The organism is Pseudomonas sp. Irchel 3F6 (assembly GCF_900187595.1).
Taxonomy (GTDB): domain Bacteria; phylum Pseudomonadota; class Gammaproteobacteria; order Pseudomonadales; family Pseudomonadaceae; genus Aquipseudomonas; species Aquipseudomonas siliginis.
Map to the genome: position 1 here is coordinate 856,951 of NZ_FYDP01000001.1, position 24,952 is coordinate 881,902.

23 protein-coding genes are annotated in these 24,952 nt (G+C 60.1%); 13 read left to right on the forward strand and 10 right to left on the reverse strand.

Features of this window, described 5'->3' with window-relative positions; genetic code table 11:
* Positions 1–168: 168 nt before the first annotated feature.
* Positions 169–1,755, reverse strand: coding sequence for an ABC-F family ATPase (locus tag CKW30_RS03805; protein ID WP_016774693.1), 1,587 nt, complete (start codon positions 1,753–1,755; stop codon positions 169–171).
* Between the two features lie 374 nt (positions 1,756–2,129).
* Here CKW30_RS03805 and CKW30_RS03810 point away from each other — a divergent pair, with 374 nt between their 5' ends.
* The 4 genes from CKW30_RS03810 (at position 2,130) to CKW30_RS03825 (ending at position 6,738) form a co-directional block, all read left to right on the forward strand.
* Positions 2,130–3,356, forward strand: coding sequence for a zinc-dependent alcohol dehydrogenase (locus CKW30_RS03810; RefSeq protein WP_056785940.1), 1,227 nt, complete (start codon positions 2,130–2,132; stop codon positions 3,354–3,356).
* 15 nt (positions 3,357–3,371) lie between these two features.
* Positions 3,372–4,301, forward strand: coding sequence for a ZIP family metal transporter (locus CKW30_RS03815; protein WP_041480401.1), 930 nt, complete (start codon positions 3,372–3,374; stop codon positions 4,299–4,301).
* 110 nt (positions 4,302–4,411) lie between these two features.
* Entirely contained in the window at positions 4,412–5,779 is a 1,368-nt protein-coding gene (locus CKW30_RS03820) for an iron-containing redox enzyme family protein (RefSeq protein WP_095179995.1), read from the forward strand.
* 14 nt (positions 5,780–5,793) lie between these two features.
* Positions 5,794–6,738, forward strand: coding sequence for a class I SAM-dependent methyltransferase (locus CKW30_RS03825; protein ID WP_095179996.1), 945 nt, complete (start codon positions 5,794–5,796; stop codon positions 6,736–6,738).
* Between the two features lie 33 nt (positions 6,739–6,771).
* Here CKW30_RS03825 and CKW30_RS03830 read toward each other — a convergent pair whose 3' ends face one another.
* Positions 6,772–7,206 carry a hypothetical protein gene (locus tag CKW30_RS03830; protein WP_056785950.1) on the reverse strand — a complete coding sequence of 145 codons (435 nt, stop codon included), beginning with the start codon at positions 7,204–7,206 and terminating at the stop codon, positions 6,772–6,774.
* A 309-nt stretch (positions 7,207–7,515) separates the two neighbouring features.
* On the opposite strand from CKW30_RS03830, the gene lpxO reads away from it, so the two are divergent.
* Positions 7,516–8,415: a lipid A hydroxylase LpxO gene (lpxO, locus tag CKW30_RS03835; protein ID WP_095179997.1), complete on the forward strand. Its 900-nt coding sequence runs from the start codon at positions 7,516–7,518 to the stop codon at positions 8,413–8,415.
* 131 nt (positions 8,416–8,546) lie between these two features.
* Here lpxO and CKW30_RS03840 read toward each other — a convergent pair whose 3' ends face one another.
* Positions 8,547–9,413, reverse strand: coding sequence for a Ku protein (locus tag CKW30_RS03840; protein WP_056785952.1), 867 nt, complete (start codon positions 9,411–9,413; stop codon positions 8,547–8,549).
* A gap of 188 nt (positions 9,414–9,601) precedes the next feature.
* On the opposite strand from CKW30_RS03840, the gene CKW30_RS03845 reads away from it, so the two are divergent.
* The 4 genes from CKW30_RS03845 (at position 9,602) to nudC (ending at position 12,958) form a co-directional block, all read left to right on the forward strand.
* Positions 9,602–9,922: a hypothetical protein gene (locus CKW30_RS03845; RefSeq protein WP_095179998.1), complete on the forward strand. Its 321-nt coding sequence runs from the start codon at positions 9,602–9,604 to the stop codon at positions 9,920–9,922.
* Between the two features lie 52 nt (positions 9,923–9,974).
* Entirely contained in the window at positions 9,975–11,120 is a 1,146-nt protein-coding gene (locus CKW30_RS03850; RefSeq protein WP_041480394.1) for a PQQ-dependent sugar dehydrogenase, read from the forward strand.
* 187 nt (positions 11,121–11,307) lie between these two features.
* On the forward strand, positions 11,308–12,120 hold the full coding sequence (locus tag CKW30_RS03855) for a crotonase/enoyl-CoA hydratase family protein (protein WP_095179999.1): 813 nt from the start codon (positions 11,308–11,310) through the stop codon (positions 12,118–12,120).
* Positions 12,121–12,127: 7 nt separating this feature from the next.
* Positions 12,128–12,958 (forward strand): NAD(+) diphosphatase, encoded by an 831-nt coding sequence (nudC, locus tag CKW30_RS03860; protein WP_095180000.1) that lies wholly within the window; start codon positions 12,128–12,130, stop codon positions 12,956–12,958.
* Here nudC and CKW30_RS03865 read toward each other — a convergent pair.
* From CKW30_RS03865 to CKW30_RS03875, 3 genes are all read right to left on the reverse strand, one after another.
* Complete coding sequence (locus tag CKW30_RS03865) at positions 12,926–13,705, reverse strand: TSUP family transporter (RefSeq protein ID WP_095180001.1); 780 nt, start codon at positions 13,703–13,705, stop codon at positions 12,926–12,928. The genes nudC and CKW30_RS03865 overlap by 33 nt on opposite strands.
* Before the next feature lie 252 nt (positions 13,706–13,957).
* Entirely contained in the window at positions 13,958–14,437 is a 480-nt protein-coding gene (locus CKW30_RS03870) for a nuclear transport factor 2 family protein (protein ID WP_041480390.1), read from the reverse strand.
* A 54-nt stretch (positions 14,438–14,491) separates the two neighbouring features.
* Positions 14,492–15,055 carry a TetR/AcrR family transcriptional regulator gene (locus CKW30_RS03875; RefSeq protein ID WP_095180002.1) on the reverse strand — a complete coding sequence of 188 codons (564 nt, stop codon included), beginning with the start codon at positions 15,053–15,055 and terminating at the stop codon, positions 14,492–14,494.
* Positions 15,056–15,270: 215 nt separating this feature from the next.
* Between CKW30_RS03875 and pssA the strand changes: the two genes are divergently transcribed.
* Positions 15,271–16,614, forward strand: coding sequence for a CDP-diacylglycerol--serine O-phosphatidyltransferase (gene pssA, locus CKW30_RS03880; RefSeq protein ID WP_095180003.1), 1,344 nt, complete (start codon positions 15,271–15,273; stop codon positions 16,612–16,614).
* 105 nt (positions 16,615–16,719) lie between these two features.
* On the opposite strand, the gene efeO (CKW30_RS03885) is transcribed toward pssA, so the two are convergent.
* The 4 genes from efeO (CKW30_RS03885) to efeU are packed head-to-tail and all read right to left on the reverse strand — an operon-like array spanning position 16,720 to position 20,919.
* The gene (gene efeO, locus CKW30_RS03885) at positions 16,720–17,544 is read right to left on the reverse strand and encodes an iron uptake system protein EfeO (protein ID WP_095180004.1); all 825 of its coding nucleotides are present in this window, start codon (positions 17,542–17,544) and stop codon (positions 16,720–16,722) included.
* 26 nt (positions 17,545–17,570) lie between these two features.
* A complete protein-coding gene (efeB, locus tag CKW30_RS03890) occupies positions 17,571–18,869 on the reverse strand; it encodes an iron uptake transporter deferrochelatase/peroxidase subunit (RefSeq protein WP_095180005.1) in 1,299 nt (432 codons plus the stop codon).
* Positions 18,870–18,886: 17 nt separating this feature from the next.
* Complete coding sequence (gene efeO, locus CKW30_RS03895; RefSeq protein ID WP_095180006.1) at positions 18,887–20,071, reverse strand: iron uptake system protein EfeO; 1,185 nt, start codon at positions 20,069–20,071, stop codon at positions 18,887–18,889.
* Between the two features lie 8 nt (positions 20,072–20,079).
* Positions 20,080–20,919 carry an iron uptake transporter permease EfeU gene (gene efeU / locus CKW30_RS03900; protein WP_095180007.1) on the reverse strand — a complete coding sequence of 280 codons (840 nt, stop codon included), beginning with the start codon at positions 20,917–20,919 and terminating at the stop codon, positions 20,080–20,082.
* 272 nt (positions 20,920–21,191) lie between these two features.
* Here efeU and CKW30_RS03905 point away from each other — a divergent pair, with 272 nt between their 5' ends.
* The 3 genes from CKW30_RS03905 to CKW30_RS03915 all read left to right on the forward strand — a co-directional run bounded on the left by CKW30_RS03905 (position 21,192) and on the right by CKW30_RS03915 (position 24,944).
* Positions 21,192–22,208: an AraC family transcriptional regulator gene (locus CKW30_RS03905; protein ID WP_095180008.1), complete on the forward strand. Its 1,017-nt coding sequence runs from the start codon at positions 21,192–21,194 to the stop codon at positions 22,206–22,208.
* Positions 22,209–22,499: 291 nt separating this feature from the next.
* Entirely contained in the window at positions 22,500–24,164 is a 1,665-nt protein-coding gene (locus tag CKW30_RS03910) for an AMP-binding protein (RefSeq protein WP_095180009.1), read from the forward strand.
* 18 nt (positions 24,165–24,182) lie between these two features.
* Positions 24,183–24,944 (forward strand): SDR family NAD(P)-dependent oxidoreductase, encoded by a 762-nt coding sequence (locus tag CKW30_RS03915; protein ID WP_095180010.1) that lies wholly within the window; start codon positions 24,183–24,185, stop codon positions 24,942–24,944.
* Positions 24,945–24,952: the final 8 nt, after the last annotated feature.

A 24,952-nucleotide genomic window follows, 5' to 3' on the forward strand; every position in this document is an offset into this window, starting at 1 on the left:
GACGGCCCCTTCGCGAGCAGGCTCGCTCCCACATTTGAAATGCATTCCCCTGTGGGAGCGAGCCTGCTCGCGGATATCTGCGCACCCACAATTCCCAAACGCCGAATGCAAAAAGCCCCGTCACAGGGACAGGGCTTTTAACTTGTCGCTTGAAACTAAAAGCTGCTCTTAGAAAACGACGCCCTGGCTACGCAGGTAGTCGTCATAAGTGCCGCTGAAGTCGGTCACGCCGTTCGGGCTCAGCTCGATGATGCGCGTGGCCAGGGAGGATACAAACTCACGGTCGTGGCTGACGAAAATCAGCGTGCCCGGGTAGTTTTCCAGCGCCAGGTTCAGTGCTTCGATCGATTCCATGTCCAAGTGGTTGGTCGGTTCGTCCATGATCAGCACGTTGGGCTTTTGCAGGATCAGCTTGCCGAACAGCATGCGACCTTGCTCACCACCGGAGATGACCTTGACCGACTTGAGGATCTCGTCGTTGGAGAACAGCATCCGGCCCAAAGTACCGCGAATCATCTGCTCGCCCTGGGTCCACTGACCCATCCAGTCGAACAGGGTGACGTCGTCTTCGAAGTCGTGAGCGTGGTCCTGAGCGTAGTAGCCCAGTTCAGCGGCGTCAGTCCATTTCACGCTACCGGCATCCGGGGTCAGTTCGTTGACCAGGGTGCGCAGCAGGGTGGTCTTGCCGATACCGTTCGGGCCGATGATCGCAACGCGCTCGCCGGCTTCAACCTGGAAGCTGAAGTCCTTGAACAATGGCTTGCCATCGAAACCCTTGGCCATTTTCTCGACCATGACCGCCTGACGGTGCAGCTTCTTGTTCTGCTCGAAACGAATGAACGGGCTGACGCGGCTGGAAGGCTTGACCTCGGCCAGCTGGATCTTGTCGATCGCCTTGGCGCGGGAGGTGGCCTGCTTGGCTTTCGAGGCGTTGGCCGAGAAGCGGCTGACGAACGATTGCAGCTCGGAGATCTGCGCTTTCTTCTTGGCGTTGTCCGACAGCAGTTGCTCGCGGGACTGGGTCGCCACGGTCATGTACTCGTCGTAGTTGCCCGGGAACAGGCGCAGCTCGCCGTAATCCAGGTCAGCCATGTGCGTGCACACGCTGTTCAGGAAGTGACGGTCGTGGGAGATGATGATCATCAGGCTGTTACGCTGGGTGAGGATGTTTTCCAGCCAGCGAATGGTGTTGATGTCCAGGTGGTTGGTCGGTTCGTCGAGCAACAGCACTTCCGGATCGGAGAACAGTGCCTGCGCCAGCAACACGCGCAGTTTCCAGCCTGGCGAAACTTCGCTCATCGGGCCGAAATGCTGTTCCAGCGGAATGCCCAGACCCAGCAACAATTCGCCGGCACGGGATTCGGCGGTGTAGCCGTCCATCTCGGCGAACTCGGTTTCCAGCTCGGCAACGGCCATGCCGTCTTCTTCGGACATTTCAGCCAGCGAGTAGATGCGATCACGCTCGGCCTTGACCTTCCACAGCTCTTCGTGACCCATGATCACGGTGTCAATCACGGTGAATTCTTCGTAGGCGAACTGATCCTGGCGCAGCTTACCCAGACGCACGTTCGGCTCGAGCATGACCTGACCGCCGGACGGATCGAGATCGCCGCCGAGGATTTTCATGAAAGTCGACTTGCCGCAACCGTTGGCACCGATCAGGCCGTAGCGATTGCCTGCGCCGAATTTGACCGAAACGTTTTCGAACAGCGGCTTGGCGCCAAACTGCATCGTGATGTTAGCTGTGGAGATCAATTACCTTACCTATCAATGGGTTAGAGCTGGTCTGTGGTGCCTGGTACAAACTTGAGTACCAATCTGGAGCTTTTCCAGCTCCCCCCAGTCTGTGCTTGAGTTGAGCCAACGCGCATAAGCCGTCCGCAACTGGGGCCGTTGAAGGCAAGCTGCTGAGCGACGAGTACGGGGTTCTTGTTGGACATTGGCGCGCATTGTCGCATAACTCAGACGGCAGTTATATGGCAGGCAAACGGGCGTACGCATCGGCTCGTCCGAGAAGTCCCCGATATCCGCTGATCAAAATCTCGAAAACCCGAATGAACTCACTCGGCCATTTTCACTTCGGAAAGTGGAGCAGCAGCCATTTTGTTCAAACGAGTGAGGACCAAGCCATGCGAGCAATGACCTATCACGGCGCCCATGACGTGCGCGTCGAAACCGTACCGGACCCGAAACTTGAAGCCGCCGACGACATCATCCTGCGCGTCACCGCTACCGCCATCTGCGGATCGGACCTGCACCTGTACCGAGGCAAAATACCCACCGTCGAGCACGGCGATATCTTTGGCCATGAGTTCATGGGGATCGTCGAAGAAACCGGCCCAGCCGTCACGGCGGTGCAGCGCGGCGACCGCGTGGTAATTCCGTTCGTGATCGCCTGTGGCGATTGCTTCTTCTGCCAGCAAGAGCTTTACGCCGCTTGCGAGACCACCAACGAAGGCCCCGGCGCGGCGCTGAACAAGAAAATGATTCCGCCGCCAGCAGCGCTGTTCGGCTACAGCCGTATGTATGGCGGAATTCCCGGTGGCCAGGCGGAACTGGTGCGCGTGCCGAAAGCCAATACCGGCCCGTTCAAGGTACCGGGCACGCTGTCGGACGAAAAAGTGCTGTTTCTCTCTGACATCCTGCCGACTGCCTGGCAAGCGGTGATCAACGCCGGGGTCAAACAGGGTTCGAGTCTGGCGATCTACGGCGCCGGGCCGGTCGGTTTGCTCACCGCAGCCTGCGCGAGAATGCTCGGTGCTGAGCTGATTTTCATGGTCGACCATCACCAGTACCGCCTCGATTATGCCCAGCGCACCTACGGCGTGATTCCGATCAACTTCGATGAAGACGATGACCCGGCCGACACTATTACCAGCCAGACTCCCGGCCATCGCGGCGTCGATGCCGTGATCGATGCCGTCGGCCTTGAAGCCAAGGGCAGCACCACCGAAACGGTCATGGCTACACTCAAGCTTGAAGGCAGCAGCGGCAAGGCTTTGCGCCAGTGCATCGCCGCCGTCCGCCGTGGCGGTGTGGTCAGCGTTCCGGGGGTGTATGCAGGATTTATCCATGGCTTCATGTTCGGCGACGCTTTTGACAAGGGCCTGACCTTCAAAATGGGCCAGACTCACGTACAGCGTTTTCTGCCGGAGCTGCTTGGCTATATCGAAACCGGCAAGTTGCAGCCTGAAGCGATCATCACCCACAGGCTGTCGCTGGAGCAGGCGGCCGAGGGTTACAAGATCTTCAATAAGAAGCAGGAAGAATGCCGCAAGGTGATTCTGACCCCGGGTGGCAGCGATGTTCCGCTGGCGCAACTGGATGAAACCACGCCGTTCGTACCGGCCACCTGAAACCGAGGAATTTTCATGGCGCTACCGTCATCTTCGTTCGCCGCCCCCGTGCGCGCATGGTTCGTCAGCCTGACGCGTACGGGCTGGGGAGGGCGGATTTTCTGGCTGACCCTGGTCGGTGTAACCGTGTTGCTGTTGATCAGTGGCTACACCGGTTTGGTCAGTACCGGCCGCGACACGCTACGCCTCGCCACTCTCGGCGGTCTGTCGGGTTTTGCCGCCACGGCAATCGGTGCGTTGCTGGCCCTGGCGTTGCGGGCGATTACTTCGCGAACTCAAGACACCATGCTCGGGTTTGCGGCAGGGATGATGTTGGCTGCCAGTTCCTTTTCACTGATCCTGCCGGGGATTGCGGCGGCGAAGGAAGCGGTGAGCAGCCCCATGCTCGCCGCTGCCGTCGTTGTGGCCGGCATGGCTTTAGGCGTGGCGTTGATGGTCGGTCTCGACCGCTTCGTCCCCCACGAACATGAAAAAAGCGGCCGGCGCGGGCCTGAAGCCAAGCGCTTCAATCGGGTCTGGCTGTTCGTGCTGGCGATCACTCTGCACAACCTTCCGGAAGGCATGGCGATCGGCGTCAGCTTCGCCACCGGCGACATGAAAATCGGCTTGCCGCTGACCACTGCGATCGCCATTCAGGACATTCCCGAAGGTCTGGCTGTGGCGTTGGCGCTACGGGTGACCGGCATTTCCGCAGGGCGTGCAGCGTTGATTGCCGCCGCTTCAGGATTGATGGAACCGTTGGGCGCGATCATCGGTTTGGGCATCACCAATAGTTTTGCGTTGGGTTTTCCGGTGGCGATGGGCCTGGCGGCGGGCGCGATGATCTTTGTGGTGTCGCATGAAGTGATTCCGGAAACTCACCGCAACGGCCACGAGACGCCTGCCACGCTCGGGCTGATGCTTGGGTTCGGCGTGATGATGTTTCTCGATACCGCTTTGGGTTAAAAAAACGACGTGCACCACTGAGCGTATCGTCTCGCACAAAAAGGGAATTTTTTTCAGCGCCAGTCACTCTTTCGTTTATAGGCAATGCCAATAACGCAGGGGAATGAGTCATGTCGCTGATCGAAATCCCGACCAGGAAGTCTTCGGGTAAAACATCCACGCCGACGGATACCGAGCGCCGGCTTTATGACCGATTGCTGGCGGAAGAATCCACGGTTGATCGTGCGGCACTGGACTTCCTGCGCCGGCAGCTGAGCAAGGCGGCTGCGCTGTCTGACGATTTGCCGGCCAGCGCCGAAGAGCTGCTGCAATGGTCGGAAACCCGCTGCGCCAGCGTGGCGGCCGAGTACGCCGATTACCTCGAGCAACGTCAGCAGGGCGCGCCGCGCCGCTATTTCCGCAACAAATCCCACGCGTTGTATTTCATTCTGCATGTGGCACCGACCAAAGAGGTCGATGGCGCCTGGCTGGCCGGGCTGTTGCCGCAGTGGCAGGACCCGCGTTTCGACGATTTGCTCGATACCTATCTTGAAGAGCTGGGCGAGGGCGTGCCACGGCAGAATCATGTGGTGATCTATCGCAAGCTGCTCGCCGAGCATGAATGCTCTGATCTGAGCGGTCTTGCCGACGAGTATTTTCTGCAAGGCGCGGTGCAGCTGGCACTGGGACGTTTCGGCGGGCAGTTTCTGCCAGAAGTCATCGGCTTCAACCTCGGCTACGAGCAACTGCCGCTGCACTTGTTGATCAGTGCTTATGAGCTAGCGGAGCTGGGCATCGATCCGCACTATTTCCGCCTGCACGTGACCATCGACAACGCCAGCACCGGCCATGCGCGCAAGGCAGTGCAATCAATGCTCGAGCTGTTGCCACTTGGCGATGAACGCGATGAGTTCTACCGGCGCATGGCTGTCGGTTATCGCCTCAATGATGTCGGCAAAGGCACAACCGCGGTGATCACAGAGTTCGATCTGGACCACGAAGTCATCGCCATGCTTGAGCGCAAAGCTGTTTTTGGCCGGCACATGCATTCCGATTACTGCCGCATCGAAAATCGCACTATCAATCAATGGCTGGCCACGCCGGGGCAAATGGGCGAATTCCTCGCGGCTCTGGAGCGCAAGAGCTGGATCAAGCGTGGCGAGGCGGTGGAAGAAAGTCGTTTCTGGCGTTTGATCGACGGCAGCGATGCGGCGATGTTCGGGGTGTTCAATGGCTATGAGAAACAGCTGTTGCGCGACTGGATCACTCAGGATTGCCCGGCCTCCCGGCCTCGGCCTTACGTACGCCGCGAAGCTGCCGTCGAAGAAACCTTTGACGATGACGCCGATCTGCTCAACCTGGAAGCGGCACTGGCCGACAAGCCTGCCGCAGAACAGATGTCATTGTTGATGCCATGGCTGCAACCCCAGCGGCACTGGCGTCCGGCCGGACTTTTCGCGACGCGTCGCTTCATGCAACTGCGCGCCCGCTTGCGTTGAAACAAGGAGGCTTCATGTCGGCACAAGAAACATCGGACAGAGCGCTGTTCGAGCTGGGCAAGCGCCTGCTCGACAGCGGTTATCACTTCATTACCCCAACGCCGTTGACCCACGAACATTATTTGCAGCGCTTCGCCACGCCGCTGGCGAAGGATCTGCGTGACGTGTTCGGTTGGTCCATGCCGTTCCCTTCCGAGCTGTTCAGCGCAGACGAACTGGCCAGTCTGGAACAGGCTGGTTTAGTTGCACGCGACGGCGCGGTGTGGCGCAGTCAAGTGCGCTGGTCGACGCTCAATGAGCGGTTGTTCGCTCATTCCGCCTTCCCGACAACCGCGAGCGATGCGGTGTTCTTCGGTCCGGATACCTACCGTTTCGCTCAGGCCATCGAAGCGCAGTTGCAGCAGCGCTTTTCGCCGATCAGGCGCGCAGTAGACATCGGCTGCGGCAGCGGCGCCGGGGCGGTGCTCATCGCCAAAGCAAGGCCGGATGCCCAAGTGCTGGCGGTGGATATCAATCCGCAGGCGTTGCGCATGAGTGCCGTCAACGCTGAGCTGGCCGGGGCCAACAACGTGTCGGTGTACCACAGCGATCTGCTCGCCAGTGTCGAAGGTCAGTTCGACTTGATCATCGCCAACCCGCCGTATATGAACGACCAGCAACAGCGCGCTTATCGCCACGGCGGCGGGGCGCTGGGCGAGGGCTTGTCGGTGCGGATCGTGCGTGAGGCGTTGCCGCGCCTGGAAGTCGGCGGCACGTTACTTGTGTATACCGGCGTAGCGATCGTTGCCGGGCAGGACCCGTTCCGCGAGGCCGTGGCGCCTCTGCTCAAGGGCGAACGTTTTGGCTGGACTTATCGCGAACTCGATCCGGATGTGTTCAGCGAGGAACTGCTCAAGCCTGAATACGAGCGCGCTGAGCGGATTGCCGTGGTCGCGTTGTCGGTAACCCGCGAGCAGTGACCGATAGTTGGGCCACTGCTCGCGCGGTGGCCTTCAGCGATTTCTGATGCGCGAGATCGTCAGCAGGCAAACCCCTACCAGCATCGCGGCCCCGGCTACCAACAGCGGCGAAGGGCGAATCGGCTGCCGCGAGATACGCTCGATGCGCCCGGTGAGGGAGGCGCGCACCGGCGCAAGAGGTTCCGCCAGATAAGGCGCCTCTTCGATCTCCAGGCGTAAGCCGTCCGGCATCACCAGCGTCAGCCCTTCGATCGTGCCGGCAATTCTGCCCGGATAAACCGGCTCACCGGTCGGGTCGAGCTGGTCGTAGAAAAACATTTGCCCTTCAAGCCAGCCGACGGCGGTCTGCAATTCAGGCCCCAGGTAATACTTTCCATCGAGAAAAAAGCCAGAGAATTGCGGCGCGCGCTCGACGCTTTCAATGCGATAGCGCTGACCTGGTTTCATACCGGTTTGTGGGGCGATCATGGGGGTTCCTCCGTTATTGGTAAGCGATAGAGGAGCGCGTGCCAAGCGTGGTTCCATCCAAATGAGCAACGGGCGTTTGTATGGATTCAAGTGTGCTGGAGCTTTACACGCAAACGCGCAAGACAGTTTTTCACAGTTGAGGGTTCACTATCGGTTACGAACTGTGGCTAAAATGCCACCCTTTCACCGAGCGCCCGGAAACGGCGCGGGCCATGGACGCGCCCTGTGCATCAAGACCGCTGCATAAGACGCTGGGCCTCAGGTCGCCACGCGCGCAGTTTGTTCACTTTTGACGTGTGACCCTTTTCCGTGAAACTCATCATTGCCGCTGTTTATGTCATCTCCATTGCTTACGTTCACTTGCGTGGACGCGTGCGCCACAAGCTGGGGCGGCAACTGAGTGACCACTCGACGTTCCTCGCGCCGATCAACTGCTTCCTCTATCTGTTTTCGAAAATTCCCAACAAGCCGTATCTGAACCCGGCGGACTTTCCCGATCTGAGCCCGTTGCAGGCGCACTGGCAAGAGATTCGCGAGGAGGGCCAGAATCTGTTGCGTGCCGGCGAGATCAAGCGCTCGAATCAGTATGACGATGTCGGCTTCAACTCTTTCTTCAAGACTGGCTGGAAGCGCTTCTACCTCAAGTGGTACGGCGACAACCATCCATCGGCGATGAAGCTGTGCCCGCGCACCACTGAATTGGTGCAGAGCATCGGCTCAATCAAGGCGGCGATGTTTGCCGAGCTGCCGCCGGGCTCGAAGCTGGTGCGCCATCGCGATCCTTACGCCGGTTCCTATCGCTATCACCTGGGTCTGGATACGCCGAACGATCCTGGCTGCTACATCAACGTCGACGGTGAGAACTATCACTGGCGCGATGGCGAAGCGGTGATGTTCGACGAGACGTTTATTCATTACGCCGAAAACACCACGGATCAGAACCGGATCATTCTGTTCTGTGATATTGAGCGGCCGTTGAAGTACCACTGGGCGGCGGCGTTCAACCGCTGGTTCAGCCGCACCGTGATGTCAGCGGCAGGCGCGCCGAATGATGCGGGGGACAAGACCGGTGGTATCAACCGCTTGTTTACCAAGATCTACAAGATCCGTTTGCGCGGCAAAGAGCTGAAGAAGCGCAACCGTACGCGGTATTACCTGGAGAAGTGGGCGATTTTTGCGGCGTTGTTGGCGATCTTTATTCTGATCTGAGACTTGCGGTGTCAGTACCGGCCTCTTCGCGAGCAGGCTCGCTCCCACATTTTGAAATGCGTTTCCCTGTGGGAGCGAGCCTGCTCGCGAAGGCGGCCTCACTTCAAACATACCTCTAGCTGGCCCAACGCTTACTCCCCGGACGCCTTCCGAGTCTTCTTGGCCGGCGCCGCCTTACTGCTTGATTTGGCCTTGGGCTTGGCCGGTGCCTTGCCACCGAGGCTGCGTTTGAGCAGCTCGGTCAAGTCGATAACATCGGCAGTCTTGCGTTCTTCCTCGCCAGTGGTGGTCTCGACGTCCTCAATCTTGCCTTCGTGGGCTTTTTTCTCGACCAGCGCCATGATCTTGTCTTCGAACTCGTCCTTGTAGTCCTCAGGCGACCACTCCGAGGTCATGTCTTCAACCAGACGTTTGGCCATGTCCAGCTCACCCTTGGCCAATTGCGGCTTGGTCACTTCACTGCCCAGCGCCAGTTCATCAAGACTGCGCACTTCCTGCGGCCAGCGCAGTTTCACCAGAACCAGCGCCGACTCCAGCGGCATCAACGCGGCCAGATATTGGCGCGTGTGCAAGACGACGCGGGCGAGGGCGACCTTGTTGGTTTTGCTCAGGGTTTCGCGCAGCAACGCGTAGACCTTGCCGCCGCGCTTGTCTGGCGCCAAATAGTAGGGCGTATCGATGTTCTGCAGCGGAATCTGCTCGGCGTCGACGAAAGAGAAAATGTCGATGGTCTGTGTCGAGACGGGGTGCGCCGAGCGGATTTCTTCCTCGCTGAGCACCACGTAGCGGCCCTTTTCGTAGGCCACGCCTTTGACGATGTTCTCTTTGGTGACTTCCTTGCCGGTGACCTTGTTGATGCGTTTGTAGCCCACCGGGTCCATGCTGCGGCTGTCGAGCCAGTCGAAGTCCACGCCTTGGGACGACGTCGCTGAAACCAGCGCCACGGGGATGTGTACCAGTCCAAAACTGATTGCGCCTTTCCAGATTGCCCGAGCCATGACCTGTCCTCCGAGTGATGATCAGGTGACCCGTGGCGCGGTGAGAAAGTTTCCAGTGATTGCGCGGCTTCCAACGGTATGGTCAAGCCGTGTTACATGTTGTTTAAGGCGCGAGGGTTAACAAATCCGAACCCACGGCGTAGCGTGGGCTCCAAGGCTCTAGTCCACGCACATCGAGAGGTATTCCCATGAACCGGTTTCTGATTGGCATCGCCGTCCTCGCCTTAAGTGGTGGCTTGGTTCATGCCGATGTCGTGCTCGCACAAAGCCCCACCGGCAACAGCAACAATCCCTACAACAGCCCGATCCGCCGGGCCAATCCCAACAGCATGCAGGGCACCCAGCCCAGCGCTCCGCCGCTTCGCGGGCCGAACACCGTTCCCGTGCCACGTCAGCCGACCGTTGAAAATCGCGGCATCGGCAATGGTCAACCGATTCGTTCGGTGCCGAGCAATCCGCCAACCTTCATTCCCAACCCGCCCTCACGGGGCACCGGCAACAACCGTTGAACGGCAGGACTGATGTTCTGTCAGCCTTTCACACGAACAAAAGGAATCGTGCATGTTGCGTAAAACCCTACTAGCCACCTGCTGCGCCGCCGCGCTGATCAGTGCCCCGGCGTTCGCCGCCGCGCCCAAAGAGCTGAAAAGCGAACAGGGCATTCTTGAAGTCACCACCATTGCCCAAGGCCTGGAACATCCCTGGGCACTGGCGTTTCTGCCTGATCAGAAGGGCATGCTGGTGACCGAACGTCCGGGTCATCTGCGCGTTGTGAGCAAGGACGGCAAACTGTCGGAGCCGATCAGTGGCGTGCCGCAAGTCTGGGCCAAAGGGCAGGGCGGTTTGCTTGATGTGGCGCTGTCGCCAGACTTCAAGCAGGACCGCATGGTTTACCTGTCCTATGCCGAAGGCGGTGGTGAGGGCGGCAAGGCTGGTACGGCGGTAGGGCGCGGACGGCTTTCCGATGACCTGAAGACGCTGAAGGACTTCAATGTGATCTTCCGTCAGGAACCGAAGCTGTCGGTGAGCAACCACTTCGGTTCACGGCTGGTGTTCGATCGCGACGGGTATCTGTTCATCACCCTGGGCGAAAACAACGATCGGCCGACTGCGCAGGACCTCGACAAGTTGCAAGGCAAAGTCGTACGCATCTTCCCGGATGGCAAGGTGCCGGACGATAACCCTTTTGTTGGCCAATCCGGTGTCAGGCCTGAAATCTGGTCCTACGGCCTGCGTAACCCGCAAGGCGCGGCGCTCAATCCGTGGACCGGCACGCTGTGGGAGAACGAGCACGGGCCACGTGGCGGCGACGAAGTGAACATCATCGAACGTGGCAAGAACTACGGCTGGCCGTTGGCGACCCATGGCATCAACTACTCGATGCAACCGATTCCTGAGGCGAAGGGCAAAACTGCTGAAGGCACCGTGGCGCCGCACCATGTCTGGGAAAAATCCCCCGGGGTTACCGGCATGGCCTTCTATGACGCCGATCGCTTCACGCCGTGGCAGCACAACGCGTTTATCGGCGCACTGGTGTCCCAGGAACTGATTCGCCTGCAGTTCGATGGCGACAAGGTGGTCCATGAGGAGCGTTTGCTGGGTGAGTTGAATCAGCGTATCCGTGACGTGCGTCAAGGGCCGGATGGCTATCTGTATGTGCTGACAGATGAAGAGAATGGCTCGCTTTACAGGCTGGGGCTGAAATAAGCCAATCGATCGTTCCCACGCTCTGCGTGGGAATGCAGCCCGGGACGCTCTGCGTCCCAAAAGATCGCAGCCTTCGGCTGCTCCCCAAATGAGCCGCGCCAGTCAGTCCCGCATTTGGCCGAACCGCCGCCCCGTTGCCTTGTTATAGTTCGAGGCTTATTTCCCAGCCCGGTAAAGGATCACTGCCATGACTCAATACTCCGCCTTCAGCGTCGAACTGGCCGACAACATCGCCCATGTGCAGATCAATCGCCCGGAAAAGATCAACGCAATGAATGCGGCGTTCTGGAGCGAGATTGTCGAAATCTTCCAGTGGATCGACGATACCGACGAAGTCCGCGTGGTGGTCCTCAGTGGTAACGGCAAGCATTTTTCATCGGGCATCGACCTGATGATGCTCGCCGGTGTCGCCAATGAACTGGGCAAGGACGTGGGCCGCAATGCGCGCCTGCTGCGGCGCAAGATTCTCAATCTGCAAGCCTCGTTCAACGCCGTCGACAATTGCCGCAAACCGGTGCTTGCTGCCATTCAGGGCTATTGCCTGGGCGGGGCAATCGATCTGATCTCGGCTTGTGACATGCGTTATGCCGCCGAGGACGCGCAATTTTCCATCAAGGAAATTGACATCGGCATGGCCGCTGATGTCGGCACGTTGCAACGGTTGCCGCGAATCATCGGAGACGGCATGCTGCGTGAACTGGCTTACACCGGTCGCACCTTTGGCGCCGAGGAAGCACGCAGCATGGGCCTGGTCAATCGCGTCTACGGCGATAAGGACACGCTGCTCGAAGGCGTGTTCGGCATCGCCCGTGACATCGCTGCGAAGTCGCCGATCGCCGTGACCGGTACCAAGGAAATGATCAGCTACATGCGCGACCATCGCATCGACGATGGTCTTGAATACGTTGCCACCTGGAACGCCGCCATGTTGCAATCCACCGATCTGCGCGTGGCCATGGCCGCCCACATGAGCAAACAGAAACCCGAATTTCTGGATTGAGTTAACCATGATCTCTCGCTGGACCACTGCAGTACTCGACACCGATCAACCCGGCGGCTGGGCCGTAGCGCGCAGCCCCGAAGGCTTCCTGTTCGATGACAACGGCGCACTGTTCCCGCGCGAGTGGCTCAAGCGCCAGGACCTTTCAGTCCTCGCTGAGCACGGGATTGGTCATCTCGACGGCGAACCGGTCTATCTGCTTGAGTTGCACAGCGTCAGCGATGTGCCCGGTTGCGGCTGGAAGGGGCTGCGAGCGTTCATGCTCGAAGGCGATCACACGTTGTACAAAGTGCTCGGCTATGCCGCACAGATCGGCACTTGGGCACGAGAGCATCGCTTCTGCGGCAACTGCGGCCAGCCGATGACGCAAGTCCCGCGCGAACGAGCGATGTATTGCCAGCCGTGCGATCTGCGCAGTTATCCGCGCATTTCACCAAGCATGATCGTGCTGATCACCCGTGGCGACGAAATCCTTCTGGCGCGCTCGCCGCGTTTCGTCACCGGGGTTTACAGCACGCTGGCCGGTTTCGCTGAGCCGGGGGAATCGGCCGAGGATTGCCTGATTCGCGAAGTGCGTGAAGAAGTGCAGATCGAAGTGAAGAACATCCAGTACATCGGCAGCCAGTGCTGGCCGTTCCCGCATTCGATGATGCTCGGCTTCCATGCCGAATATGCCGGTGGCGAAATTGTCTGTCAGGAAGACGAGATCGAGGACGCCCAGTGGTTCAACGTGCATGACTTGCCGCCGTTGCCGGCGTCGCGTTCAATTGCCCGTTACCTGATCGACGTCTACGTCGCGCGGCGCTTAGGCCACGCTGAACCAGTGCTGCCAGGCTAGGCGCACAGTCAGGCCAAGCACTACGGTGATGAACACTGGACGAATGAATTTGGCGCCGCCGCTGATTGCGGTGCGCGCGCCAAAGAAAGCCCCGACCATCACCGACAGGCCCATGCACAGGCCAATGATCCAGTCGACCTGTCCGGAGAGGATGAACACCGACAGCGCCGCGATGTTGCTGACAAAGTTCATGCTCCGCGCCACGCCGCTGGCCTTGACCAGGTCGATCGGGTACAGCAGCAGACTGCTCACGGTCCAGAATGCGCCCGTGCCGGGGCCGGCCACGCCATCGTAGAAGCCGAGGCTGAAGCCTTGGGTCGATTGCCATTTCTTTTTGATCGGCGCGTCGCTGTCCAGCGGCGCTTTCGGCGTGCCGCCAAACAGCAAATACAGGCCACAGGCGAAAACGATCACCGGCAGCATCTTGTTCAGCCACTCGGCCGGCAGGTAATGCGCAACCACCGCGCCAGTGAGCGCGCCGACCAGGGTGCCGACAATCGCGTGGGTCCACTGGCGTGGATGAAACAGTTTGCGTTTGTAGAAGGTGAAGCTGGCGGTCGCCGAACCGAAGGTCGAGCTCAGCTTGTTGGTGCCCAGCACCAGATGCGGCGGCAGGCCCGCCGTCAGCAGCGCCGGCGTGGTCAACAGACCGCCACCGCCAGCGATGGCATCGATGAAACCGGCAAGGAAAGCAACAGCAGCCAGAATGGCCAGGGTGGTGAGGTCAACGCTGAGTTCGAAAGGCATGGAGTCGGCTTATTCGGCAAGGCGCAGAACGTGGGCTGCGGGGAGGGCGGTTATGTTACCTGTATCGAACTGTTGCGGCGAGCCAGAGCATGCCGTCGTCAATTACAGTCTGGAATACATTCCTGTGTAGGAGCTGCCGAAGGCTGCGATCTTCTGGGGCGCGGAGCACCCCGGCTGCTGCGCGTGGGAACGATCAAATCAAGATCAAAAGATCGCAGCCTTCGGCAGCTCCTACACAGGGGTGGGTTGGCTTTAGAGACCGAGTTCACTCAGCCCCGGATGATCATCCGGCCGGCGGCCCAGCGGCCAGTGGAATTTGCGCTCGCTTTCCTTGATCGGCATGTCATTGATGCAGGCATAGCGCTGGAACATCAGGCCGTTGTCATCGAACTCCCAGTTCTCGTTGCCGTACGAGCGGAACCAGTTGCCGGAATCGTCGTGCCATTCATAGGCATAACGCACCGCGATACGCGTATCGGAGTAGGCCCAGAGTTCTTTGATCAAGCGATAATCCAGTTCCTTCGCCCATTTGCGCGTCAGAAACGCCTTGGCCTCTTCGCGGTTGTTGGCAAACTCGGCGCGATTGCGCCATTTGGTGTCGAGGGTATAAGCGAGCGACACCTTTTCCGGATCGCGGGTGTTCCAGCCATCTTCGGCCAGACGCACCTTCTCGATCGCTGACGCATGGTTGAATGGCGGCAATGGCGGACGTACCTGGGCTGCAGTCGACATGTTCAATCTCCTGTTTCATTTAATGTATGAACAACAAGTCCGGCTTATTAAGAGTTACAGGCCCAATAACTTTCGCGCCATGCATTGCGCATTATCGGCGGCACTGTGATCACCCATCACAAGCGCTATGGTAATGGCGCCTTCAATCAGGATCAGCAACTGTCTGGCCAATAGTTGCGGATCCTCGGCACCATATTCGGTACATAGCTCGCACACGTAGTCGAGCAGCTTCTGTTTGTGTTCTTTGGCCACCAGCCGCACTGGATCCTGTGGATCGCCGGTTTCGCCGCTGGTGTTGATGAAGGCGCAGCCGCGAAAGCCTTCCGAGTCGAACCAGCCCTTGAGCACGGTAAACAGGTTGAGCAGGCGATCGGCCGGGGTTTCGGCCTGATCGACGGCACTTGTGAACCAGTGCATCCAGCGATCATCGCGTCGCTGAAGGGCCGCGACAACCAGTGCGTCCTTGTCGGCAAAGTAACGGTAGATGCTTTTTCTGGAGACGCCGGCGGTCTTCACCAGAAGATCCATGCTGGTGGCAGCGATGCCACTTTTGTAGATCAACTTTTCGGTGACATCCAGAATGATGTCGCGTGTGTCATTGCTGATTGATTCGTTCATGTGGCGAACAGTAGAACGACTGTTCTCCTTGGTCAAGCGAATTTCTTCGGCGTGTGTGAAAACGCTTTCGCGAGCAGGCTCGCTCCCACAGGGGAATGCATTTTAACGGTGGGAGCGAGCCTGCTCGCGAAGGGGCCATTACTGACACTGACAAGACCCGGCGCAGACGATGGTGTAAGCTCTCAAACTCTTCGGAATCGAACCTTGCGAGCCTTATGCCGTTGCTTTTCAAACGTTCTCTGCTGCCCAAACTGCGCAGCTTCGCGCTGACCGCCGAGGCGGTGAGCATTCTGTCCAGCGCTGTCGAATTCCGACGCTGCCTGCTCGAGCAAATCGCCGCAGCGACGCAGCGCATCTACATCGTCGCGCTGTATCTGCAGCAGGACGAAGCCGGTCAGGAAATCCTCGATGCCCTGCACGCAGCCAAGCTCAAGCGTCCCGAGCTGGAAATCGCCGTGGTGGTCGACTGGTTGCGTGCCCAGCGCGGTCTGATCGGCGCGGGCAAGCAGCCGGGCAACGCCGCCTGGTATCAGGACATGACCCGCACGCACCAGAGCGAAGTGCCGATCTACGGCGTGCCGGTGCAGACCCGCGAGTTGTTCGGCGTGCTGCACCTCAAAGGCTTCGTGATTGACGACAAGGTGGTCTACAGCGGCGCGAGCCTGAACAACGTCTACCTGCACAAACTCGACAAGTACCGCTTCGACCGCTACCACGTGCTGCACAGTCGCGAGCTCGCGGATTCGATGCATCATCTGGTCAAGCACGGACTGATCGAATCGAAAGCCGTGCATCGCCTCGACCTGCCGAACCTGCCGAGCACGCGCAGCCTGCGCAACGACATCGGCGACCTGCGCAGTCGCCTCAAGTATGCGACCTACGACACCGGCGCCGGCAGCACCAGCAGAGATGGGCTGTCGGTCACGCCTCTGCTCGGCGTCGGCAAGAACAACCCGCTGAACCGGGCGATTCTCGAACTGATTGCCAGCGCGCAAAAGCAGCTGACCATCTGTACGCCATACTTCAACCTGCCACTGGGCGTGATCCGTGAGATCAACCGCGCGCTGGCCCGGGGCGTGAAGATCGACATTGTGGTTGGCGACAAGACCGCCAATGATTTTTACATTCCGCCGAGCGAGCCGTTCAAGGTGATCGCCGCGCTGCCGTATCTATACGAGATCAGCCTGCGCCGCTTCGCCAAACGCCATCAGCACAGCATCGACAGCGGCCAGTTGAACCTGCACCTGTGGCGCGACGGCGACAACACCTATCACCTCAAGGGCATGTGGATCGATCAGCGCTACACCTTGCTGACCGGCAACAACCTCAACCCACGGGCGTTCCGCCTCGACCTCGAAAACGCGCTGCTGATCGAAGACCCGAAAGGCGAGTGGCTGGAGCCACGGGCGAAAGAGCTGGAAAACATCTTCCGCCATACCACGCGGATCGATAACTTCCAGTCGCTTGAAACGCTGCCGGATTACCCGGCAGGGGTGGCGAAGTTTCTCAAGCGGGTGAGCCGGGTGAGGATTGAGCGGTTGCTCTACCGGATTCTCTAGCGCGTCCGGAATTGCTTTCGCGAGCAGGCTCGCTCCCACAGGGAAATGCATTCCAACTGTGGGAGCGAGCCTGCTCGCGAAGGGGCCAGACCAGAGGCTAAAAAATCAGTTCAGACCCAACTTCCCGCGCATCATCGAAAGATCCTCCGCCAGCGTATTCACCGGCCCGACCAGCGCTTTGCGGTCGTTGTCCTTCACTTTGTCATAGGTCTCAAACCCGCCATCCGCCGTTTTGTACTTGGCGAGGATCTTGTCGACCGTGGCGAAGTTCTTGTCGACCTTGGCAACAAACGCCTTGTCCTGCTGTTCGATCTGCGGACGGAACAGATCAACGATCTTCTTCGCCCCGTCGATGTTGCCCTGGAAGTCGTACAGGTCGGTGTGGCTGTAGCGGTCTTCCTCGCCGGAAATCTTCGTCGCCGCGACTTCTTCCAACAGCGCAGCAGCGCCGCCGACGACCTTCTCTGGCGGGAAGGTCAGACCGGCCACACGGGTTTGCAGGTCCTGCACGTCTCTGTTCAAACCGTCGGCCAATGCATCCAGACCCTTGGTGGTTTTTTCCGCGAACAACGAATATTCGATGCGATGGAAGCCGGTGAAGTCTTCAGCCTCTACGCCTTTTTCGTGGTCATCGACGCGCGAGTCGATGGACGCATCGAGATCGCTGAACAGCTCGGCGATCGGCTCGATCGACTCGTAATACACCCGCGTCGGCGCGTAGAGCTTCTGCGCGGTGGCGAGATCGCCTTTCTTCACCGCGTCGGTGAACTGCTGGGTGTGGCTGGCCAGCTCATCGAGTTTCTCGGTGACGTAAATCTTGTAGTCCGACACCGGCCCCACCAGATCCAGCGGCGCGGTCGCGGCGAACGCCGCCAGCGGGGTGTTGAGCAAACCAAGGGTCAGCAATAATGCGAGTGGCGTCTTTTTCATGGGGCGGCTCCTGTGTCGGTTGGGTGTCATGCGGTTTTGTTTTGGGAGGTGGCAGCGAGTAACGAGCGACCGATGAAGTCGTCATCGCCGGTAGCGCCGGGCAGGGTGAAGAAGTAACCGCCGCCGACCGGTTTGAGGTATTCCTCGAGCGGTTCACCGTTGAGGCGGGTCTGCACGGTGATGAAGCCTTGTTCCAGGTCAGCCTGGTAACAGATGAACAGCAGGCCCATGTCGAGCTGGCCGTTCTTGTTGACGCCGTTGGAGTAGTTGAACGGCCGGCGCAGGATCAGATTGGCCTGGGTCGCGGCGGTGCGCGGGTTGGCCAGACGAATGTGCGCATCGAGCCTGGTCAGCTTGCCGGCGGGGTCTTTGCTGTAATCCGGCACTTCGCTTTCAGTGTGGCCACCGATGGGCGCGCCGCTGCTCTTGACCCGGCCGAGAATGCTTTCCTGCTCCTGCAACGGCGTGCGATCCCAGCGTTCGACGAAGTTGCGGATGATGCGCACCGCTTGATAACTGCCGTGGGCAGCCCAGTCCGGTTCGTCACTGTCCGGTTGTACCCAGACAATCCGCTCCATGGCCTTGGCGTCGTTGGAATCAGGGTTGGCCGAACCGTCGCGAAAACCGAGAAAGTTGCGCGCCGACTGCGCCGGCACACCGGGTTTGGCCGGGGCTTGCGGCGGCACGCTGCCTTCCTGTTTCCAGCGCACCAGCAGCAGGTCGGGCAGGTTCTTGACGATGTCGCGCAGGGCGTGAATGTTGGTGTCGGCGGTGTTGGCGCAGAACTGCAGGCTCAGATCGCCATGGCAGCAATCGGCGTCCAGCGCGTCGTTGGGAAAGCCGACCATGCGTTGCAGGCGCTTGGGCTTCACCGCTGCCAGACCGAAGCGTTCGTCGAACAGCGAGTCGCCGACGGAAACGGTGATGGTCAGATTGTCCGGGGTGACCACCGGGCCGAGGATGCCGGAGTCCAGCGGCGGCAGTTTCGGGTCGACCTTCGCGACCGGGCCGCCCTTCATTAAAAACGCGATGCGTTCGTTGAGGGTGCGGAACAGCCGCTCGAGGTCTTCGCGATCGCTGGCCAGCACATCGAACGCCACCAGCATCCCGGAGGCCGGGCGCGGGGTGACGATGCCGGCCTGGTGCACACCGTGGAAGTCGTGGCGGTCTTCGGTCTTGTCGCTGCTCGGCGCTTCGGTGACTTGCGCAGGCTGCGCGGCCATGGCCGGGCAACTCAGCGCCGATCCGGCAAGGGCGACACCGGCGGCGCCCATGCCCATCAGCACGCGGCGCCGTTGCAGGTTGAGAGGTTCTGAATCGTTCATCTGTCGTGGTCTTCTGCTTACAGGCCGGAAAGGCCGAGGGCGGGGTCGATGCCATCCATTGCCGCAGCCAGAGCCTTGGCTTTGGCGGCGATCTGCTGGCGTTGCGCGGCGGCCACGGCGTCGTAACTGACGTAGCCATCGGCGGATTTGAACGCGTTGAGCTGGTTGTCGAAGTCACTCATGGCCTGGTCGACATTCGCCAACACGTCAGCGGAGGATTTGCTCAGCATCGGGCGCAGCAGGTCGACGACCTTGCGCGCGGTTTGCGCGTTGGCGGCGAAACCGTTGAGATCGCTGTGGCTGTAGCGTTCCTCTTCGCCGCTGCCAGCGCGCACATCGGCGAGGCTGTTGAGGTTGCGCACGACGATGCCCACCAGTTGCTCCGGCGGCAGTGACTGCGCGAGCAACTGTTGCTTGAGGGTGGTGACATCTGCGAGCAAGCGCTGGGCAATCGGCGCGACATCGTCGAGTTTGCGTTGCTCGAACAGCGCGTATTCGAGGCGATGGAAACCGACGAACGCCGGATCCTGCTCGCGCTTTTCGAAATAATCGGCGCGGGCATTGATGTGGTTGTCCAGCTCGGCCAGACGCTGCGCCGCCGGCGCCAGACGCTGATAAGCGGCACGCGCCGGCAGGTACAACGCTTGCGCCTGCGCCAGATCACCACTGGCGATCGCCTGGTTCAGCGCCGTCACCGCTTTGATCAACGCGCTGCCCTGGACGGCCAGATACACACGAAACTCCGACAGCGGCCCGACGAACGCGACCATCGACGGCTTGGCCTTGGCGGCGGCATCCGAGGCTGCCGTCGGCGTCACGTGCAAAGTGCCGCGCGGGTTGCTGAGCAAGCCGCAGGTGATCGCATAGTCGCCCGGTTGCAGGTTGGCATTGATCACCTGGCTCAGGCCCGGCGCGATGTTTTCCCGCTCTTCGACCACCAGCACGCCGTCGAGAATTTCCCACTCGACCGCACGCTCGGAGCGGTTGACGATGCGAAAACTGGCGCGGCCGGCGGGCACCGTCAGGGCATTTGGCTCGCAACTGTGCGGATGGATGTTTACGACGATTTCATCGTGGTTGTGCTGACGCTTGGCGGCGGCCATGTTCGAGGCGTACCAGAACAGCCCGCCGGCGGCGACCATCAGCAGCACCGAGCCGGCCAGCGCCCAACGCAGGGCCGGAGGGGTTTGGGTAGTAGACATGAAGGGCCTTATTGGCTGGAAACGGAAGTGGTTGACGGCGCCTGGCGCGGCGCGGGCATGAAGAACATCACCAGCGCCAGCAGCAGATAAATCAGGTACGCGCCAAGAGTGCTGACGGTCGGCGCATCCTGGTAACCGAACATGCCGGCCAGCACCGAGCCCAGCGGGCCGTCCATCGGCAGCGTCGCGCTGAAGTCGAACAGCACCGTTTGCAGGTGATTCCACAGCCCGGCTTCATGCAGCGCCTGCACCGAGTTGGCGAGTATTCCGGCGGCGACCACGAGGATGAACAATCCGGTCCACTTGAAGAACGCCGAAAGATTGAGGCGCATGCTGCCGCTGTAGATCAGGAAACCGACGATCACCGCCAGGATCAGGCCGATCAGGGCACCGATCGGCGCGCCCGGGCCTTCGCTTTGCTGGAACACGGCGAGCAGGAAGAATACGGTTTCCAGGCCTTCGCGAGCGACGGCGAAGAAAACCATGGCGATCAATGCAATCACTTGATGCCTGGATTGCGTCAGCGCTTGATCCAGCGAGGCTTGCAGCGAGTGCTTGATCGACCGCGCGACCTTGCGCATCCAGAACACCATCGAACTGAGGATGCCCACCGCGACCAGACCGACGACGCCTTCGAACAACTCCTGCTGCTTCTGTGGGAATTCAGCGCTCACCAGCTCCAGGCCACCGCCGATCAGCAGCGCAAGGGCAGCAGCGAGGAAAACGCCGATCCATACCGCTGGCATCCATTGGCCACGGCCGGTCTGCTGCAAATAACTGGCAATGATGCCGACGATGAGCGCGGCTTCGATGCCTTCGCGCAACATGATCAAAAAGGGAACGAGCATTGGCGAGCCACAGCGATTTAGATAGGAGGCTAAGTTGTAACATAATGACACTCATTCCCAAATGGCATTCATTGACATTTAGCTGAACCTTAGCTGAACGACTGTGATTCCTGTGGGAGCGAGCCTGCTCGCGAATGCGGTATGCCTGTGACATTTCTTTATCTGACGCATCGCGTTCGCGAGCAGGCTCGCTCCCACATTGGCCCTGCGGTGAAATCAGCAGCTGGGTTAAGATGCCCACCACCGAAAAACAACAAGGTTCACCTCGCTCCATGGCAGAAAAAGACACCATTGCCATTCAACTGGTGCGCGAAGCGCTGCTGCAAAGCTGTGCCCCGGGTGCGGCAACGGATGAGGCGTTGAGCAAGGTCGGCATCGATCCGGCTTTGTTAGCGGCCGATGAGGGCAGGGTGCCGGCCTCGCAATACGCCAGACTCTGGCGCCTGCTGGCACGACGCGGTGATGACGAGTTCTTCGGCATGGACCCGCGCCCGCTCAAATCCGGCAGCCTGGCGTTTTTGTGTCGCAGCGCCATGGCGCAACCGACGCTGGCGGCGGCGCTGGATACCGGTCTGACGTTCCTGTCGTTGATGCTCGAAAAACTGCCGGCGCAACTGGTGCATCAGCAGAGCCTGGCGGAAATCGTCCTGCTCGAAGACGACGCCGAACCGCGCCGCGCCTTCACCTATTTCACTTACTGGATGATCGTGCACGGCGTCGCGTGCTGGCTGGCGGGGCGGCGGATTCCGATTCTGGCGATTGAACTGCGCTGCGCGGAACCGGACTTCACCGACGATTATCGGGTGATGTTTTCGGAAAACCTGCGGTTTGAGCGCCCACGTACTCGGATGATTTTTTCCGCCGATTGCCTCGATCTGCCGATCAAACGCAGCGCCGAAGAACTCAAGCGCTTTCTGGCCCAGGCGCCGGCCAACATTCTGGTCAAGTACCGCGACCCCGACAGCCTCGCCAGCCGGATCAAGCAGGATCTGCGGCAGCTCCCCGCCGAGCAATGGCCGGAAACCGAGGCGCTGGCCCAGCAACTGTGCATGTCCGCGTCGACATTACGCCGGCGTCTGGCCGAGGAAGGACAGACTTATCAGGGGCTGAAAGACAGCGTGCGCAAAGAGCTGGCGATTACCTGGCTGGCGGAGCCTTCGATCAGTTTTGTCGAGATTGCTGCACGGCTGGGTTTTGCTGATGCCAGTTCGTTCTACAAGGCGTTTCGCAAGTGGTCGGGGTCGAACCCGGGGCATTACCGCACACTGATCCTCAATGAGGTGGTCTGACCCGACGCCTTCGCGAGCAGGCTCGCTCCCACATTTTTGAAATGCGGTCCCCTGTAGGAGCTGCCGAAGGCTGCGATCTTTTGATCTTGTACTTGATGGTAAAAATCAAGATCAAAAGATCGCAGCCTCGTTGCACTCGTCAGCTCCTACAGGGCATGCGGCCGCAACCTCTTGGCCAAACCAGTCAGCCACGTTGATAACTTTGACCATTGCCCCAAGGCCCGCGCGGCGCGACTATCCCTGTGTTGTTTACGGTTCCCAGCCTAATAAAAACACCGAGGGATTCTGGCAATGCGCGATTACTTGTCTGCCACCGAACAGTTCAACTATCAGCACACCGTCGATGCGTCGCTCAGCGGCACGCTGGCGGCACTCAACGCCTGCGTTGAATGTTGCGACCGCCATGCCTTGCCCGGGCGCATTGCGTTGTTCTGGGAAGGTCGCGACGGCTCAAGTGCGACTTACACCTTCACTGATCTGCAAGACAAAGCCGCGCGTTTCGCCAATTTCCTCCTCGCCCAGGGCGTGCAGAGGGGCGATAAAGTCGCCGGCCTGCTGCCACGCAACGTCGAATTGCTCATCACCGTGCTCGCCACCTGGCGCATCGGCGCGGTGTATCAGCCGCTATTCACCGCATTCGGGCCGAAAGCGCTAGAGCACCGCCTGAACAGCTCGGGGGCTAAAATCGTGGTCACCGACGCGGTCAACCGGCCCAAGCTCAATGAAGTCAGCGCATGCCCGACCATCGTCACCGTTGGTGGCGCCAAAGGTCAGGGCATTGTTCGCGGTGATTTCAGTTTCTGGGCTGAGCTGGCCAACTATTCCAATGTTTGCGAACCGGTGTTACTGACCGGCGAAGACCCATTCCTGCTGATGTTCACCTCGGGCACCACAGGGCCGGCGAAAGCGCTGTCAGTGCCGCTCAAAGCCATCGTCGCGTTCCAGAACTACACCCGCGATGCGGTGGACCTGCGCCCTGAAGATGCGTTCTGGAATGTCGCCGATCCGGGCTGGGCCTATGGCATCTATTTCGGCGTCACTGGGCCGTTGGCGCTGGGGCACCCGATTACCTTCTATGATGGCCCGTTCACCCTCGAAAGCACCTGCCGGGTGATCAACAAATACGGCATTACCAATCTCACCGGCTCGCCCACTGCCTATCGTTTGCTGATTGCCGGTGGCGATGAGTTCGCCAGATCGATCAAGGGCAAACTGCGCATCGTCAGCAGCGCCGGTGAGCCGCTGAACCCGGAAGTGATCCGCTGGTTCGCCGACAACCTCGACGTGGTCATCCACGACCATTACGGCCAGACCGAACTGGGCATGGTGCTGTGCAACCACCACGGCCTCGAGCACCCGGTGCATGTCGGCGCCGCCGGTTTCGCTTCGCCGGGCCATCGCATCGTCGTGCTCGATGAGCAATACAACGAACTCGGCGTCGGTCAGCCGGGCATTCTTGCCATCGACCGCCCGCAGTCGCCGATGTGCTGGTTCGGCGGCTACGAAGGCGCGCCGATCAAGGCCTTCGTCGGCAACTACTATCTAAGCGGCGACACCGTGGAGTGGAACCCGGACGGCAGCATCAGCTTCGTCGGCCGCAGTGATGATGTGATCACCACTTCGGGCTACCGCGTCGGCCCGTTCGACGTGGAAAGTGCCCTGATCGAACACCCGGCGGTGGTCGAGGCGGCGGTCGTCGGCAAACCTGACCCGGAACGCACCGAACTGGTCAAAGCCTTTGTCGTGCTGAGCGCGCAGTACCGCGCCGCGCCGGAGTTGGCCGAAGAACTGCGCCAACACGTGCGCAAGCGTCTGGCCGCGCATTCGTACCCGCGTGAAATCGAATTTGTCAGCGAATTGCCCAAAACCCCGAGTGGCAAATTGCAGCGCTTTATCTTGCGCAACCAGGAAATCGCCAAGGCTCAAGAGGCCGCGGCGCACAGAGTTTCAGCTTGAATCCAAGGGAACACCGTCATGCAGATCGAGAACAAGGTTTTTATCGTCACCGGCGGCGCGTCAGGCCTCGGTGCCGCGAGCGCGGAATTGCTGGTCAGTGCCGGCGCCAAAGTCATGCTGGTCGACATGAACGCTGAAGCCGTCGCCGCTCAGGCGCAGCGCCTGGGTGCGCAAAGCGTGGTTGCTGACATCAGCAATGAGGCGGCTGCCGAAGCGGCGGTGCAAGCGACGATCGCCGCGTTTGGCAGCGTAAATGGCCTGATCAACTGCGCCGGCATCGTTCGCGGCGAGAAAATTCTCGGCAAGAACGGCCCGCACGCACTCAGCAGCTTCGCGCAGGTGATCAACGTCAACCTGATAGGCAGTTTCAACATGCTGCGCCTCGCCGCTGCGGCGATTGCCGAAAGCGAAGCCAATGCTGACGGTGAGCGTGGAGTGATCATCAACACCGCCTCGGTCGCAGCGTTCGACGGCCAGATTGGCCAGGCCGCGTACTCGGCTTCGAAAGGTGCGATCGCCAGCCTGACCCTGCCGGCCGCCCGCGAACTGGCGCGCTTCGGCATCCGCGTGATGACCATCGCACCGGGCATTTTCGAAACGCCGATGATGGCCGGCATGACCCCGGAAGTGCGCGATTCGCTGGCCGCGGGTGTGCCATTCCCGCCGCGTCTGGGCAAGCCTGCCGAATACGCCGCGCTCGTGCGCCACATCATCGAAAACAGCATGCTCAACGGCGAGGTGATCCGTCTCGACGGCGCCTTGCGCATGGCCGCCAAGTAAGGAGGATT